The following is a 15,502-nucleotide window of genomic DNA, read 5'->3' as shown; positions in this document are numbered from 1 at the left end:
CTGAAACAAGTGGTTAGCCTACCATGCTGGCACCCTTTGGGAGCTTGACAAGCCTCGAAAATTCTTAACTTGTGACCGATGGGCTTAGATGAACTGTTCTGCGACGTTGATGATTTCTGTCAGTTGCTCCTACCCGCCTGGCATCGCCAACTGCTGACCGGCGGCGAGCGGAAACGGCGACGGGCCAGCCGGTTGACGCTCGGCGAGATCATGACGATTTTGATCTCCTTCCCTTCGTCCCAGTATCGCAACTTCAAGGCGTTTGACCTGCTGCATCTGCGCCGGCACTGTCGGGATGAGTTTCCCAACCTGTTGAGTTATAATCGGTTTGTGGCGCTGATTCCCACCGCCCTGATGCCGATGTGCCTCTACCGGCACACCCGCCGGGGCGAGGACACCGGGATCGCCTTCATTGATGCCACCTCCCTGGTGGTCTGCCACAACCGCCGCATCCACCGCCATAACGTGTTCAAGAAAGTGGCGCGCCGGGGCAAAACCTCCATGGACGGGTTCTACGGCTTCAAGCTCCCTCTCGTGGTCCACGACCGTGGGGAATTGCTCGCCTCCCGTATCACCCCCGGCCCTGTCGATGACCGGGAACCGGTACCCGAACTCACTCAAGGCTTGACCGGCAAACGGGTCGGGGATCGCGGCTCTATTTCCCACCCACGGTTCCAGGTTCTCTGGGAGCGGGGCTTGCACCGGATCACCAACATTCGCAAGAACAGGCACAACACGCTCATGCCCCTGGCCGATACGCTGTTGTTGCGCAAACGGGCGATTATTGAAACCATCCATAATCCACTGAAGAACATCGTGCAGATCGAGCATACCCGTCATCGTAGTCTGATCAACGCCATGGTCCACGGCCTGGCCGCCTTGGTGGCCTACACGCACCCGCCGTGCAAGCCCTCGCTCAATTTGTCCAAAAACCAGCTTAACTTGTTGACTTGTAAAAAATAATAGCCAGAATTCACGTTAATAAGAAACGGCCAGGACTTTCGCTTTCCGTCATTCCCGCGTCAGCGGAAATCCAGTAAGCCGCTGAAAAAATTGGATACCCGCTTTCGCGGGTATGACGAATTCAAGGGGCTTGGAGAAAGTCCTGACAGCATTAGACCAGCACCATACCCAACGCGGTGGCGGCCAGCAGGACACCCATCGTCGCATTGAATCCACGCAGCCGCGATCCCTGCTGCAACCAGCGTTGTAACGCGGCACCCAGCACCGCCCAACTGGTAATGCACGGGCCACCCACCACCGCAAAACACAGCGCCACCGCCAGCGTCGCCGCTGCTCGATCACCGGCATTTGCCGCAACCGGCAGTAGCCCTGGCAGAAAAGTGGAGGCCGCAGTCACTGCCATCATCCAGGCTTTGGGATTGACGAATTGAAACAAAATCGCCTCGCGGATAGTGAATGGGCGGCGCATTTCACGCGCATCCAGACTGGGGTTGGGCGCACACAGCCTCCACGATAGCCACAGCAGATAGCCCAGCCCGACGCCGCGCAGCGCCAGTTCCAGCCCCGGAAAGGCCAACAGCAGCGAAGCGACCCCAGCGCCCGCACAACCGATCAACACCGACATTCCGATCAGAATGCCTGCTATCGCCGGCGCGGCGGCGCGTAAGCCGAAATGGGCGCCAGTCACCGTCAGCATCAGATTATTCGGGCCGGGCGTGATCGTGGTGGCGAAGGCGAACAGCGCGAGCGCGGTCCAAGGCGCGAGTGAGGCAGATTCTGGCAGCATGGCGGCAGCTCCTCAAAGGTAGAAAGTGAGGGCGTACACTACGCTATCCTGCCAATACAGTGCATAGACACTTATCAACAGAGTTATCAAATCTGTATTGGACTTAACAACCTGATTGGCCTGGAGCTACCACCATGACAATGGCTATTCCTGATCGCAGTGCCGGCGTGGTTGAGGAACCGCTGCTGGGCGGTTTACCGCTGGCTGGCGAGTCCGATGCTACCTTGGTCGAACGCATCGTGGGGTGGCTGCGCCGTCGCATGGATGAGCGTCTGCTACGCCCCGGCAACCGTCTGCCTTCAATCCGTCAGTTTGCTGATCGGTATGGGGTTTCCCGCTTTACCGTAGTCGAAGCCTATGAGCGGTTGGTGGCGCAGGGTTATCTGGAATCGCGGCGTGGTTCCGGTTTCTATGTCCGCGAGCGCCGTGCCCTGACGGCGCCACCGGGAGCCGACCCGACCCCGCCGACGCTCGATGTGGTCTGGCTGGTGCGCGCCATGTTTCAGGATTTGCCGCCGGAGCGAATGCCTGGATCGGGATTGCTACCTCCCGACTGGCTGGACAGCACCCTGATCGGGCGCGGGGTACGGGCGGTAACGCGGGGTGGTGCCGCGCCGTTGCTTGGCTATGGCGAACCCCAAGGCTATCTACCGCTGCGGGGTCAATTACAAGTCAAGCTGGCTGAGATCGAGATCGCCGCTGCGCCGGAACAATTGGTACTCACTGCGGGCGTCACCCAGGCCATTGATATTATCGCTCGCCAATTCCTGCGGCCGGGGGATGCGGTGCTGGTGGATGATCCCGGCTGGTTCCTGATGTTCGGTATGTTCGCCGCGCTCGGCGCTCGACCGGTCGGAGTGCCACGCTTGGCCGACGGCCCCGATCTGGCGGTGCTGGAACAACTGCTCCAGGAGCATCGCCCGCCGCTGTATGTTACCACCTCGGTGTTGCATAACCCGACCGGTGCCTCGCTGACTGCGGCCAAGGCGTTTCAGGTACTGCGGCTGGCCGAACAGTATGGCGTTACCGTGGTTGAAGACGACATTTACGCCGACTTTTGCGGGATGCCGGCGATGCGGCTGGCGGCGCTGGATCAGCTTCATCGCGTGATCTACGTCGGCAGCTTTTCCAAAACCGTAGCGGCCAACCTGCGGGTCGGTTTCATCGCCTGTGAGCGCGAGCTGGCGCGGGCGTTGGCGGATCGCAAGCTGTTGGCGGCGCTGACCACCCCGGAATTAGGCGAGCGGGTGATCCATCAAATATTGGCGGAAGGCCATTATCGCAAGCACCTCGAACGGCTGCGTGCACGGCTGGCAGCGCAGCGCGAACCGGTATTGGCTCAACTGGAGCGGCTGGGTTTGCGGGTGTTCACCGATCCGCAGGGCGGGATGTTCGCCTGGATGGATGCCGGACGCGATAGCAATGTGCTTGCCGCCCGTGCCTACGAGCAACGGCTGCTGCTGGCGCCGGGCAGTCTGTTCTCACCCAGCCAACTGCCGTCCTCGTGGCTGCGTTTCAACCTGGCGTCATCCAGCCACCCGGATTTGCTGCGATTCCTGGAACTGGCGCTGGACCATGATCCCGGAGGTCAACCGTAGCCAGTGGGCAGATAGCTTAGAACGGGCCATACCCAACCCTGGCATCGCGCTACAATCGCGCCTTACGATACCAGCAAGGCCCTATTCCACCCATGACCATCCTCGATCCATTGAACCGCCCGCGTATCAACGACTCGGTTGCCGATAACGTGCCACCGCCGACCGGCCGCTTCAGCGCCGCCGAAATTGACGCAGTTTACAAAGTCATCGCCTTGCGCCGCGACATCCGCCACTTCTGCCCCGGCTCCATTCCTGAGGAGCAGCTATCGCGCTTGCTGGAGGCCGCCCGACAAGCACCCAGCGTTGGTTTTATGCAGCCGTGGCGCTTCATCCGCATTACTAATCCAACCTTGCGCCGATCCCTTCATGCCTTGATTGAATACGAGCGCATCCGTACCGCCCGCGCCTTGGGCGAACGTGAGGATGAGTTCATGCGCCTCAAAGTCGAAGGGGTGCTGGACTGTGCGGAAGTTCTGGTAGTCGCGCTGATGGACCGGCGCGAGCGGCATATCTTCGGTCGTCGCACTTTGCCGGAGATGGATTTGGCCTCAGTAGCCTGCGCGATTCAAAATCTGTGGCTGGCCGCACGGGCGGAAGGGGTGGGAATGGGTTGGGTATCGCTGTTCGATCCGGTCGAGCTGGCGGCGTTGCTGGGAATACCGGAGGGAGCGCGACCGATTGCGGTGCTGTGTTTAGGGCCAGTTGAACAGTTTTACGATAAACCGATGCTGGAGTCGGAAGGTTGGGCCAAACCGCAGCCACTGCGCGAGCAGGTCTGGGAGAACGGCTGGCGGGGCGAAGGCCAAATCAGCGGATAGGAACAGCGAAAATACAGCCTATTTTAATTTTGGTTCTTCGAGGGTTTCTGTGGAGCGGGATCCTGTTAGGCGATTTTCGCTTCACCTGCCCACTCCATCGTGGGGTCTCCTTGGACGGTATCCGTCGGTCATGCGGTATTATGGGGCCTGCATCACTTTGAATCACACCCGCTTGAAACCTCAGCCTTGACAGCTCTCAGGACTTTCGCCAAGCCCCTTAAAGTCGTCATAACCGCGAAAGCGGGTATCCAATTTTTTCAGTGGCTTACTGGATTCCCGCTGACGCGGGAATGACGGAAAGCGAAAGCCTTGGCTCTTCCCCCCCGCAGCGAGCGAGGGAAGTTTATTCACCTGCCCTCATCAATCCAATGCGCATTCCCCGAATTTATCTCTCCCTGCCGTTAAAAGTCGGCGCGACCGTGCTGCTGGACGACAACGCTTTCAATCACGCGGTGCGGGTGCTACGGCTCAACCCGGGTGCGCCCTTGGTGCTGTTCAACGGCGAAGGCGGGGCGTTTGCAGCGACGCTGACCGACATTGGCAAGCGCGAGGCTCAGGTGCGGATCACTGAAGCGTCCCCCGGCGAGGTGGAATCACCGTTGCGCGTCGTTCTGGCGCAAGGCATCTCGCGCGGCGAGAAGATGGATTACACCTTGCAGAAAGCCGTCGAATTGGGTGTCGTCGCCATCCAGCCGTTATTTACCGAACGCAGCGGGGTCGCGCTGAGCGGCGAACGGCTGGATCGTAAGGTGCAGCACTGGCGCGGCATCGTGATCGGCGGGTGTGAACAATGCGGTCGCAACCGGCTACCAGAAGTGCGGGAGCCGCTTACGCTGACGACGTGGCTGTTGCGGTCGGCGGAACCCGGTTTGCGCCTGCTGCTCGATCCGCTGGCCGAACGGGGCTTGCGCGGATTGGAACCGCCGACGGGAATGGTGACGCTGTTGATCGGCCCCGAAGGTGGCCTAAGTCCAGCCGAGATCGCTCAAGCCGGGACGGTGGGATTTAGCGGCATTCGACTGGGGCCACGTATCCTGCGCACCGAAACCGCCGGTATGGCTGCGCTGGCGGCGATGCAGGCATTGTGGGGCGACTGGGTTTAGTTAGCGCCGCTCCACTGTTCCTTTCAACCTTCGCCATCGCTTAAAACAGGAAATTCATGACCGAACGCCAAATCGTCCTCGACACCGAAACCACCGGCCTTGATCCCGCCCAAGGGCACCGGGTCATCGAAATCGGCTGCATCGAACTGGTAAACCGGCGGCTGACCAGCCAGCACTTCCATGTCTACCTGCAACCGGATCGCGCTATTGACGAAGAGGCGCAGCGGGTTCACGGCATTACCAGCGAATTTCTCGCCCATCAGCCGCGCTTTGCCGACATCGCGGATCAGTTCCTCAACTTCATCCGCAATGCCGAATTGATTATCCACAATGCAGCATTCGACCTGAACTTCCTCAACCACGAACTACGGCGCTGCGGGCGCGGTCATCTCACGCTGGAACAAATTTGCACGGTGACAGATACCTTATTGATGGCCCGCCAGCGTCACCCCGGTCAGCGCAACAGTCTGGACGCACTCTGCAAGCGCTACACCATCGACAACGCGCAGCGCACTCTGCACGGCGCCTTGCTGGACGCGGAAATCCTGGCCGACGTGTATCTGGTGATGACCCGTCAGCAGGATTCGCTATTCGTGCAGGAAACCGCCAGTGCGGCGGCGGAGCGACACGGCAAGGCGCGACAGACGGCGTTGTCCCGGAATCGCCCATCGTTGCCGGTGATCCGCGCCGATGTCGCAGAGCAGGCGGAACATGCCCACTATCTGGAAATGCTGGATCAGAGCAGCGGCGGGTTGTGCGTGTGGCAGCGACTGGACGCGGCGGAATCGGCCTAAACCCGGTAATACTGCCGATACCAGGCTACAAAACGGGCTACGCCGTCCTCGATGAGCGTAGCGGGCTGGTAACCGACATCCTCAACCAGCGCATCAACATCGGCATAGGTATCCGGTACGTCACCCAACTGCATCGGCAGCAGGTTCTTGGTCGCCTGAAGGCCCAGACAATTCTCCAGCACCTCGATATAACGCAGCAGTTCAATCGGCCGGTTGCTGCCGATGTTGTACAGCCGGTAGGGGGCGCGGCTGGTGGCGGGATCCGGGGTCTCGCTCGACCAGGCCGGATTCGGTGCCGCTACCTGATCCAGAACCCGCACTACCCCTTCAACGATGTCATCAACGTAAGTGAAATCCCGCCGGTGATGGCCGTAATTGAACACCTCAATCGGCTGGCCCGCCAGGATGCTGCGGGTGAACAGAAATAGCGCCATGTCGGGCCGGCCCCACGGGCCATAAACGGTGAAGAAGCGCAGCCCGGTGGTCGGCAAACCGTAGAGATGGCTGTAGGTATGAGCCATCAACTCGTTGGCTTTTTTGGTCGCTGCGTACAGGCTGACCGGATGATCCACATTGTCATGCACCGAGAACGGCATCCGGGTGTTGGCTCCATACACCGAACTGGACGAGGCGTACACCAGATGCTCGACCGCGTGATGACGGCAGGCTTCGAGGATATTCATGAAGCCGACCAGGTTGGAATCCACATAGGCATGGGGATTTTGCAACGAATAGCGCACCCCGGCCTGCGCCGCCAGATTGACCACCCGCTGCGGTCGGTGTTGGGCAAAAGTTTCGGTCAATGCCTCCCGATCTTCCAGACTGGCCCGAACGTCGGTAAAGCTGGAATATGCCTGCAAGCGAGCTAACCGTGCTTGCTTCAGCTTGACGTCGTAATAGTCGTTCAGGTTATCGAAGCCGATAACCTCGTCGCCGCGTTCCAGCAGGCGCAACGTCAGTGCCGCGCCGATGAATCCGGCGCTACCGGTAATTAAGACCTTCATAGCCGACCATCCACTTCCACCGCCGGAAACAGATACTTCACGTCGAACAGTACCGACGCCGGTTTACCCAAAGCGCGAATCTGCGCAATGCCCATCTCCCGAAACTGTCGATGCGCCACCGCCAGAATAATGGCGTCATAACGCCCCGGTATCAGTTCCGGGATCGTCTCAATGCCGTATTCATGCTGCGCTTCTCTGGCGTCCACCCACGGGTCGTACACCTCAACATGGGCGTTGTAGTCGCAGAATTCCTGCACGATGTCCACCACCCGGGTGTTGCGCAAATCCGGGCAGTTTTCCTTGAAGGTCAAGCCCAGGATAAGCACCTTGGCGTCCATCACCGCAATTCGGCGCTGGTTCATCAGCTTGACCACTCGCTGCACCACATAAGCGCCCATACCGTCATTGATCCGCCGTCCGGCCAGGATTATTTCCGGGTGATAGCCGATCTGCTGCGCCTTGTGGGTCAGGTAGTAAGGATCTACCCCAATGCAGTGGCCGCCTACCAGCCCCGGTCGGAACGGCAGAAAATTCCACTTCGAGCCAGCAGCCAGCAGCACTTCTTCGGTGTCGATACCCAGCCGGTTGAACAGCAAAGCCAATTCATTGACCAAGGCGATGTTGACATCGCGCTGGGTGTTCTCGATGACCTTGGCCGCCTCTGCAACCCGGATGCTGGTGGCCCGGTGCGTGCCGGCGGTGATGATGGAGCGATACAGTGCATCCACGAACTCGGCTACGGCGGGCGTAGAGCCGGAAGTCACCTTGCGGATGGTGGTGAGCCGATGTTCCTTGTCGCCGGGGTTAATGCGCTCCGGACTGTAGCCGGCGAAAAAATCCACATTGAAGCGCAGGCCCGATTCCCGCTCCAGGATCGGTACGCAGACTTCCTCGGTGGCGCCGGGATAGACGGTGGATTCGTAGATCACCACGGCGCCCGGTTCCAGCACGCGGCCCACGGTGGTGCTGGCGCCGATCAGCGGCCCGAAATCCGGGCGCTTATACTCGTCTACCGGAGTAGGCACCGTGACGATATACACGTTGCAAGTCGCTAAATCCTCAACATGGTGGGTATAGCGCAGATGTTCGGCCTGCCGCAGTTCCTCAGGCGTGACCTCCAGAGTGCTATCGGTGCCTGCTTGCAGTTGCCGGATGCGGGTTGCGTTGATATCCAGGCCGATAGTAGGGAATTTTTTGCCGAATTCGACCGCCAGCGGCAGTCCCACATAGCCAAGACCGACAATGCCGAGGCGGATGGTGGCGAGATCAAGCATCGGTCATGCTCCGTTCATAGTGAGAGTGGTGAATTCAGCTAGTATAGTTTAGAGAAACCAGGAGAGGGCATATCCGTTTTTTCCGCTGGATGGCGGTCAGCTATCGTAGGCCCGGACATGAAAATACAATGATTGAACACAAAATCTATAAGCCATCAGGAGAGGTCCCGAATCCATGATCCGGCTGTTCCGACATTACATTTCCCAAGCGTTATTAACGCTGCTCATTGCGGAAGCGCTCAATCTATTCTGGGCGATTTATTTTGGCCGAACCCTGCGGATGGCACAGAGCTATCAGTGGTCATGGCCACATTTCGGCGAGGTTGTCCCCAATGCGCTGCTTTTCACTGCGGTCATGATCACGATTATGGTTGCGCTGGGTCTGTACGAGCGTCATTTCTGGCGCGGTAAGGGCGATATGCTGCTACGGGTGAGCATCAGCTTTCTGCTGGGCCTGTTCGTGATGACAAGCATTTACTATCTGTTTCCCGATCTTTACCTGGGCCGGGGCGAGTTTAGCCTGACGTTCGTTATTGCCTTCGTGGGGGTGTTGCTGCTGCGTTTCGTATTTTTCCAGGCGACCGACCATGATCTGCTCAAACGTCGGGTGCTGGTGTTGGGTGTAGGTCAGCACGCTGCCCAGATTGAGGAGTTGCAGGAACATCCCGCTACTGCAGCCACGAGTTTTCGGGTCATGGGTTACGTGCGGGTTCACGAGGATGAAGCGCGGCAGGTGTCGGAAGCGCGGGCGATTCAGGTCACCGGCACTTTGTATGACCTGACCGAAAAGCTGCGCATTGACGAAATTGTGACCGCGATGGATGACCGCCGGAAGGGGTTTCCTGTTGACGAGATTCTGGAGTGCAAGATGCAGGGTGTAATGGTCAGCAATTTCCTGAATTTCTTCGAGCGGGAAAGCGGAAAAATTGAACTCGACGCCTTGCGTCCGAGCAACTTCATCTTTGCTGATGGGTTGCACGCGGCGCTGTTCAAGCGTTTCGCCAAGCGATCTTTCGATCTGATCACCAGCCTGATTTTACTGGCGCTGGCTTGGCCGATCATGCTGTTGGCCGCCTTGGCCGTCTGGATCGAATCCGGCGGGCGCGGGCCGATCCTGTATCGGCAAATCCGGGTTGGCCGCAAAGAGCAATGCTTTGAGGTGATCAAGTTCCGCAGCATGCGGGTGGATGCCGAGAAGGATGGCAAGGCCGTCTGGGCCGGGCAAAACGACAGTCGTATCACCTGGGTCGGTGCGATATTGCGCGAAACCCGCATTGACGAGTTGCCGCAGTTGTTCAATGTGCTGTGGGGCCAGATGAGCTTCGTTGGCCCGCGTCCTGAACGTCCGCAGTTTGTCGCTGATCTGGGTAAGAACATTCCCTTCTACTCGATGCGCCACATGGTCAAGCCGGGGATCACCGGCTGGGCGCAAATCTGTTACCCCTACGGCGCTTCTGAAGAGGATGCCCGCGAGAAATTGCGGTATGACCTGTACTACATCAAAAATTACAGCTTCTTCTTTGATGTAGTAATTTTGTTACAGACAGTGCATACCGTTCTCTGGGGCAAGGGGGCACACTAGCATGATGGAAGCGTCCATCAGCAATCTCGGTGTTTTTAGTTATGGAGTAGCGGCGGTCTGCTGGCTACTTCTGTTCCTGCTGCTATTGACCAGTTGGCGTGGGCGCTTGCAGGGTGGACTGATCGTGACTGCGGTGATGATCAGCATGCTGTGGGCGCTGCGAGCCGCTCATTACGCCAGCGCTGGGGCCAGTGGCCCCGACTGGTGGTATCAACTGCTGGAAGTCAGCCGTGGCGTGATGTGGCTGGTGTTTTTGGTGCAGTTGCTTGAACCGTCGCTGCGGGACAGCGGGAGCGGTCGCTGGCTGCGCTGGGTCTGGCCGGCACTGGTCGGTTACGGAGTGCTGCTGGTCGGCGTTGAGCAGTCCACGCGATTGAGCCTTCCGTTTGATCCGCCGGCGGACGCTGCCACCTTGGGACATATCGGCTTGGCGATTGGCGGTTTGGCGCTGATCGAGCAACTGTTCCGTAATACCCGACCGCACCGGCGCTGGGCGACCAAGTTCCTCTATCTGGGACTGGGCCTGATTTTCGCCTATGACTTCTTTCTATACGCCGATGCCCTGCTCTTCAAGCGGCTCGACCCGGCAGTTTGGGAAGCGCGCGGCCTGGTCAGCGCGATGGCAGTGCCGCTGATTGCCGTAGCCGCGTCCCGGAATCCAGAATGGTCGCTGGACGTGTTTGTCTCCCGCCGGATGGTGTTGCACTCGGCGGCCATTTTTGGCGCCGGAATTTATCTGCTGGCGATGGCGGGAATGGGCTATTACATCCGTGCCTACGGTGGCAACTGGGGTACAACCCTGCAACTGGCGTTTGTGGCTGGCGCCGGGGTACTGCTGTTTGTGCTGCTGTTTTCCGGACAACTTCGCGCCAAGGCGCGGGTGATACTCAGCAAGCACTTTTTCAATTACAAATACGATTATCGCGAAGAGTGGTTGAGTTTTACCCATACCCTGTCATCCGGTGAGCCGAACGAGCCGTTGCGCGAGCGCGCCATTCGTGCCGCTGCCGAGATTGTCCACAGTAACGGGGGGCTGCTCTGGACCCGGCGGGAGCCTGGTGATTTTAGCTTGGCAGCCACCTGGAACCTGAATGAACCCAGTGTTCGCTCGGAACCGGGTGATTCGCCACTGATTAGTTTTATGGAGGAGCAGCAATGGGTCATCGAACTGGATCAGTGTGAACAGGATCCTGAACTGTATGGCGATCTGGTATTGCCCGAATGGTTGCGGGAACTACACCGGGCCTGGTTGGTGATACCGCTGCTGCACGGCGAAGAACTGAAAGGGTTTCTGGTGCTGGCCGAGTCCCGCGCCCAACAACAACTCAATTGGGAAGATCGCGATCTGCTCAAGACCGCCGGTCGCCAGGTGGCCAGTTACGTCGCACTACTGGAAACCACTGAGGCGCTGTGGGAGTCCCGCCAGTTCGAGGCCTTTCACCGACTGTCCGCTTATGTGGTCCATGATCTCAAAAATATTGCTGCGCAACTGGCGCTGGTGGTGTCCAACGCCGCTCGCCACAAGGCCAATCCGGTCTTCGTTGAGGATGCCTTCAGCACGGTTGCCAATGCCACCGAAAAGATGAACCGGTTGCTGGCGCAGTTGCGCAAGGAAACCCGGATCGGTGGATCGGTGCAACCGGTGGCGTTGGCGGCAGCGGTGTGCCAGGCGATTGCCGCCCGCGCTGCCCGGCGTCCTACCCCGACCCCGCATATCGCGCCAGACGACGAGCCGTGGGTACGGGTTGATCAGGAACGCCTGATCGCGGTGCTGGAGCATCTGATCCAGAATGCCCAGGAAGCGACTCACGCCGAGGGCGTGATTGAAGTCTCTGTGTATTCCGAGAATCAAATGGCGGTGGCGGCGATCCGCGACAACGGCTGCGGGATGGACGCAAAGTTTATCCGTGAGCGGCTGTTCAAACCGTTCACCACCACCAAGGGCAACGCCGGCATGGGCATCGGGGTGTATGAAAGCCGTGAATTTGCCCAAGCGGCGGGCGGCTCGCTGACGGTCGTCAGCCAGCCGGGACAGGGTTCCACCTTCTTCTTACGCCTGCCATGGTTGGAAAATCCGGGCACGGCAGATGATGGATCGGAGGCAAATGAATGGAACCATGCAGTAGAAAGCTCCTGATTGTTGAGGACGATCCCGGTCTGCGCAATCAGTTGTGCTGGTGTTTCGACGGTTACGAAACGCTGACGGCTGCGGATCGCGAGTCAGCGCTGAACCTGTTGCAACGGCATTCACCGCCGATTGTGTTGCTGGATCTAGGCTTGCCACCGGACCCGGCCAATGCTTCGGAAGGGTTGAAAGCGCTGGAGCAGATGAAGGCGCTGGAACCCGATACCAAGGTTATCGTGGTCACCGGTAACGACGAGCGTAAAAACGCCCTGCAAGCGGTTGCGATGGGCGCCTACGATTTTTATCAGAAGCCGGTGGACGCCGACGTGCTGCGGCTGCTGGTAGATCGCGCCTATAACCTGTACGCGCTCGAACGGGAGAATCGGGAATTGCTGGCGCAACAGGCGATCATGCCATTGCGAGGCGTGATCGCCGCCAGTCCGGCGATGCTGCGGATTTGTCGGAGCGTGGAGAAGATCGCGCCGACCAGGGCGAACGTGCTGCTGTTGGGCGAGAGCGGTACCGGCAAGGAATTGCTGGCGCAAGCGCTGCATGAGTTAAGCGGGCGGGACAAGGAGACTTTTGTCGCCATCAACTGCGCCGCGATTCCCGATGCTTTACTAGAGAGCGAACTGTTTGGGCACGAGAAAGGCGCTTTTACCGGTGCGGTCAAGCAGATGCGCGGCAAGATCGAATACGCCAACGGCGGTACGCTGATGCTGGACGAGGTAGGCGACATGCCGTTGGCGTTGCAGGCCAAGCTGCTGCGATTTCTTCAGGAGCGGGTGATCGAGCGGGTCGGTGGGCGCGAGACCATCCCGGTGGACGTGCGGGTGATCTGCGCTACCCATCGCGATTTGCCGGCATTGATCATTGATGGGGCGTTCCGGCAGGATCTCTACTACCGGATCAGCGAAGTCACCATCCAGATTCCACCGCTGCGCGACCGGGAGGGCGACGTGCCGCTGATCGCCCGTATGTTGCTGAATCGCTATAGTCGGCAGTTAAAACGGTCGCAGCTAAATCTCAGTCCGGACGCGCTGAATGCACTGAAGCTGTATCCGTGGCCCGGCAATGTCCGGGAACTGGAAAATCGGCTCAAGCGGGCGGTGATCATGTGTGAGTCTGATCTGGTGAGCGCCCAGGACCTGGAGTTGGAAGCCAATGAGATGTCAGTGACGCCGCTCAATCTACGCCAGGCTCGGGAGCGGGCGGAACGGCGGGCCATTCAGGAGGCGCTAAACTACGCCGACGGCAATGTTTCCCAAACCGCTGATCTGCTGGGCATCAGCCGACCGACCATGTACGCCCTGCTCAACAGGTATGGCCTGAAGGCTTGAAGCGCGTCGGCCACATCTCTTCGCTCATTTCACTCGCATTCCCGGTTCTGCGCCGCTATCCGGGCTGAGTAGATAAATCCCGCCCCCGCCGCCAGCCGCCAGGACCATCCCCTCGGAAACACCGAAGCGCATCTTGCGCGGGGCGAGATTAGCGACCATCACGGTCAGCCGACCTGGTAAATCCTCCGGGGCATAGGCTGATTTGATCCCAGCGAACACCTGGCGGGTTTCGCCGCCGAGATCCAGCTCCAATCGCACCAGTTTGTCAGCGCCCGCTACCGCTTCCGCTTTGACGATGCGGGCTATCCGCAAATCCACCTTGGCGAAATCTTCAATCGTAATGGTTGGGCTAATCGGATCATCGGCCAAGGGTCCGACGGCTTCTTCACTGGCAGATGACTGTTCCTTGGAATCCTCAACGACTGCGGCGATCTGCGCCATTTCCACCCGCTGCATCAGCGGCTTGAATTCGGCGATGACATGGTTGCGCATCGGTTTAGCAATATCATCCCAGCACAGCGGCGGAATTTGCAGAAACTGTTCAACTTCAGCGGCGACGCCGGGCAATACCGGTTTCAGGTAAAGCGCCAGTAACCGGAACAGATTGAGTCCCATGCTGCATACGGCCTGTACCTCGGTCACAGCGCCGGTTTGTTTCGCCAGCGCCCACGGCTTTTTCTCATCAATGTACTGATTGGCGCGGTCGGCCAACGCCATGATCTCGCGCATTGCCCGCCCGAATTCGCGCTGCTCGTAGGCTTGGGCAATGGAGTCGCTGGCGACCACGAATTCGGCATAAAGCACCGGTTCCGCCACGCTGTCGGCCAGTTGACCATTGAAGCGGCGGGTAATGAAACTGGCGCAGCGACTGGCGATATTGACCACTTTGCCTACCAAGTCGCTATTAACCCGTTGTAGAAAGTCGTCAAAGTTCAAGTCGAGATCGTCAATGCCATCGCTCAGTTTGCTGGCGAAGTAGTAGCGCAGGTATTCCGGGCGCAGATGGTTGAGATAGGTGCGGGCCTTGATGAAGGTGCCGCGAGATTTCGACATTTTCTGGCCGTCTACGGTCAGGAAACCGTGGCAATGCACCGCAGTCGGTTTGCGGAAATCAGCCCCGGTCAACATCGCCGGCCAGAATAAAATATGGAAATAGGCGATGTCCTTGCCGATGAAGTGAACTACTTCAGCGCTGCTATCGGGATTCCAGAAGTCGTCAAAGTTCAGTCCGGTGCGGTCGCAGTAGTTCTGGAAACTGGCCATATAGCCAATCGGTGCATCCAGCCAAACGTAAAAATACTTGCCGGGCGCATCAGGGATTTCAAAGCCCCAATAGGGTGCATCGCGGGAAATATCCCATTCCTGCAAGCCGGCGGTAAACCATTCGTTGAGCTTATTCGCCATTTGAGTCTGAATCGAGCCGCTGGCGATCCAGGTCGCCAGCATGGCCTCGAAATCACCCAGCTTGAAGAAGAAATGCAGCGATTCTTTGAGAATCGGGGTAGCGCCGGACACCACCGAGCGGGGATTTTTCAGATCGGTGGGCGAATAAGTCGCGCCGCAGACTTCGCAACTGTCGCCGTACTGATCGGCTGCACCGCAGCGTGGACATTCGCCCTTGATAAAGCGATCCGGCAGGAACATCAGCTTTTCCGGGTCATAGGCCTGGGTGATGACCCGCTGGCTGATGTGGCCGCTTTCGTTCAGCCGGCGGTAAATCAGTTCGGCGTAATGGCGGTTTTCCGGGGAATGGGTGGAATAATAGTTGTCAAACTCAACCAGGAAATCGGTGAAATCAGCGCGATGCTCCTGCCAAACCTGTTCGATGAGCTGTTCCGGGCTGACGCCATCCTGCTCGGCACGCAACATGATCGGGGTGCCGTGCGCGTCGTCGGCGCAAAGATAGTGGCATTCATGGCCGCGCATTTTCTGAAAGCGGACCCAGATGTCGGTCTGAATATATTCAACGAGATGGCCGATGTGGATCGGGCCGTTGGCATAGGGCAGGGCGCTGGTGACGAGGATGCGGCGGGTGGGTTGGCTCATAGCGGTACGGGCAATCACAGTCGGTCGGAAAGGCCGCTAAGTTAGCAGCATTGCCGCGCCGCTGTCAC

The 15,502-nt window shown here is 58.9% G+C and carries 12 protein-coding genes; 8 read left to right on the top strand and 4 right to left on the bottom strand.

Annotated features, from left to right (window positions below; all coding sequences use genetic code 11):
* The first annotated feature begins 78 nt into the window (after positions 1-78).
* Positions 79-963 (top strand): IS982 family transposase, encoded by an 885-nt coding sequence (locus BN874_RS09675; protein WP_034432557.1) that lies wholly within the window; start codon positions 79-81, stop codon positions 961-963.
* A gap of 151 nt (positions 964-1,114) precedes the next feature.
* Here the strand turns inward: BN874_RS09675 and BN874_RS09670 are convergent, their stop codons facing one another.
* On the bottom strand, positions 1,115-1,750 hold the full coding sequence (locus tag BN874_RS09670; protein ID WP_051497664.1) for a LysE family translocator: 636 nt from the start codon (positions 1,748-1,750) through the stop codon (positions 1,115-1,117).
* A gap of 140 nt (positions 1,751-1,890) precedes the next feature.
* Here BN874_RS09670 and BN874_RS09665 point away from each other — a divergent pair, with 140 nt between their 5' ends.
* The 4 genes from BN874_RS09665 (at position 1,891) to dnaQ (ending at position 6,063) form a co-directional block, all read left to right on the top strand.
* Positions 1,891-3,348, top strand: a complete 1,458-nt coding sequence (locus tag BN874_RS09665; RefSeq protein WP_051497666.1) for an aminotransferase-like domain-containing protein — start codon at positions 1,891-1,893, stop codon at positions 3,346-3,348.
* Between the two features lie 92 nt (positions 3,349-3,440).
* On the top strand, positions 3,441-4,166 hold the full coding sequence (gene bluB / locus BN874_RS09660; RefSeq protein WP_081756281.1) for a 5,6-dimethylbenzimidazole synthase: 726 nt from the start codon (positions 3,441-3,443) through the stop codon (positions 4,164-4,166).
* Between the two features lie 368 nt (positions 4,167-4,534).
* On the top strand, positions 4,535-5,269 hold the full coding sequence (locus tag BN874_RS09655) for a 16S rRNA (uracil(1498)-N(3))-methyltransferase (protein ID WP_034432552.1): 735 nt from the start codon (positions 4,535-4,537) through the stop codon (positions 5,267-5,269).
* A 56-nt stretch (positions 5,270-5,325) separates the two neighbouring features.
* On the top strand, positions 5,326-6,063 hold the full coding sequence (gene dnaQ / locus BN874_RS09650; RefSeq protein WP_034432549.1) for a DNA polymerase III subunit epsilon: 738 nt from the start codon (positions 5,326-5,328) through the stop codon (positions 6,061-6,063).
* Here dnaQ and BN874_RS09645 read toward each other — a convergent pair.
* Together BN874_RS09645 and tviB are read right to left on the bottom strand one after the other, a co-directional pair.
* A complete protein-coding gene (locus BN874_RS09645) occupies positions 6,060-7,067 on the bottom strand; it encodes an NAD-dependent epimerase (protein WP_034432547.1) in 1,008 nt (335 codons plus the stop codon). The two genes, dnaQ and BN874_RS09645, sit on opposite strands and share 4 nt — an antisense overlap.
* Positions 7,064-8,341: a Vi polysaccharide biosynthesis UDP-N-acetylglucosamine C-6 dehydrogenase TviB gene (gene tviB / locus BN874_RS09640; protein ID WP_034432545.1), complete on the bottom strand. Its 1,278-nt coding sequence runs from the start codon at positions 8,339-8,341 to the stop codon at positions 7,064-7,066. Before tviB ends, BN874_RS09645 begins: the two co-directional genes overlap by 4 nt.
* Before the next feature lie 175 nt (positions 8,342-8,516).
* Between tviB and BN874_RS09635 the strand changes: the two genes are divergently transcribed.
* The 3 genes from BN874_RS09635 to prsR are packed head-to-tail and all read left to right on the top strand — an operon-like array spanning position 8,517 to position 13,388.
* Entirely contained in the window at positions 8,517-9,923 is a 1,407-nt protein-coding gene (locus BN874_RS09635; protein ID WP_034432543.1) for a TIGR03013 family XrtA/PEP-CTERM system glycosyltransferase, read from the top strand.
* 1 nt (position 9,924) lies between these two features.
* A complete protein-coding gene (gene prsK / locus BN874_RS09630; RefSeq protein WP_051497663.1) occupies positions 9,925-12,060 on the top strand; it encodes an XrtA/PEP-CTERM system histidine kinase PrsK in 2,136 nt (711 codons plus the stop codon).
* Entirely contained in the window at positions 12,033-13,388 is a 1,356-nt protein-coding gene (prsR, locus tag BN874_RS09625; RefSeq protein ID WP_034432540.1) for a PEP-CTERM-box response regulator transcription factor, read from the top strand. Before prsK ends, prsR begins: the two co-directional genes overlap by 28 nt.
* Before the next feature lie 24 nt (positions 13,389-13,412).
* Here prsR and metG read toward each other — a convergent pair whose 3' ends face one another.
* Positions 13,413-15,434: a methionine--tRNA ligase gene (metG, locus tag BN874_RS09620; RefSeq protein WP_034432538.1), complete on the bottom strand. Its 2,022-nt coding sequence runs from the start codon at positions 15,432-15,434 to the stop codon at positions 13,413-13,415.
* Positions 15,435-15,502: the final 68 nt, after the last annotated feature.

Origin of the sequence: Candidatus Contendobacter odensis Run_B_J11 (assembly GCF_000531125.1) — a bacterium.
Lineage (GTDB): Bacteria > Pseudomonadota > Gammaproteobacteria > Competibacterales > Competibacteraceae > Contendibacter > Contendibacter odensensis.
The sequence above is the reverse complement of the archived record's forward strand: the minus strand, read 5'-3'. Positions and strand labels throughout refer to the sequence as shown.

What these genes read in the sequence shown, in the direction of transcription:
- BN874_RS09670 (WP_051497664.1), bottom strand. Translation starts at nt 1,750, where the DNA reads ATGCTGCCAGAATCTGCCTCACTCGCGCCTTGGACCGCGCTCGCGCTG.
- bluB (WP_081756281.1), top strand. Translation starts at nt 3,441, where the DNA reads ATGACCATCCTCGATCCATTGAACCGCCCGCGTATCAACGACTCGGTT.
- BN874_RS09655 (WP_034432552.1), top strand. Translation starts at nt 4,535, where the DNA reads ATGCGCATTCCCCGAATTTATCTCTCCCTGCCGTTAAAAGTCGGCGCG.
- BN874_RS09645 (WP_034432547.1), bottom strand. Translation starts at nt 7,067, where the DNA reads ATGAAGGTCTTAATTACCGGTAGCGCCGGATTCATCGGCGCGGCACTG.
- prsR (WP_034432540.1), top strand. Translation starts at nt 12,033, where the DNA reads ATGGAACCATGCAGTAGAAAGCTCCTGATTGTTGAGGACGATCCCGGT.
- prsK (WP_051497663.1), top strand. Translation starts at nt 9,925, where the DNA reads ATGATGGAAGCGTCCATCAGCAATCTCGGTGTTTTTAGTTATGGAGTA.
- BN874_RS09635 (WP_034432543.1), top strand. Translation starts at nt 8,517, where the DNA reads ATGATCCGGCTGTTCCGACATTACATTTCCCAAGCGTTATTAACGCTG.
- BN874_RS09675 (WP_034432557.1), top strand. Translation starts at nt 79, where the DNA reads ATGGGCTTAGATGAACTGTTCTGCGACGTTGATGATTTCTGTCAGTTG.
- BN874_RS09665 (WP_051497666.1), top strand. Translation starts at nt 1,891, where the DNA reads ATGGCTATTCCTGATCGCAGTGCCGGCGTGGTTGAGGAACCGCTGCTG.
- dnaQ (WP_034432549.1), top strand. Translation starts at nt 5,326, where the DNA reads ATGACCGAACGCCAAATCGTCCTCGACACCGAAACCACCGGCCTTGAT.
- metG (WP_034432538.1), bottom strand. Translation starts at nt 15,434, where the DNA reads ATGAGCCAACCCACCCGCCGCATCCTCGTCACCAGCGCCCTGCCCTAT.
- tviB (WP_034432545.1), bottom strand. Translation starts at nt 8,341, where the DNA reads ATGCTTGATCTCGCCACCATCCGCCTCGGCATTGTCGGTCTTGGCTAT.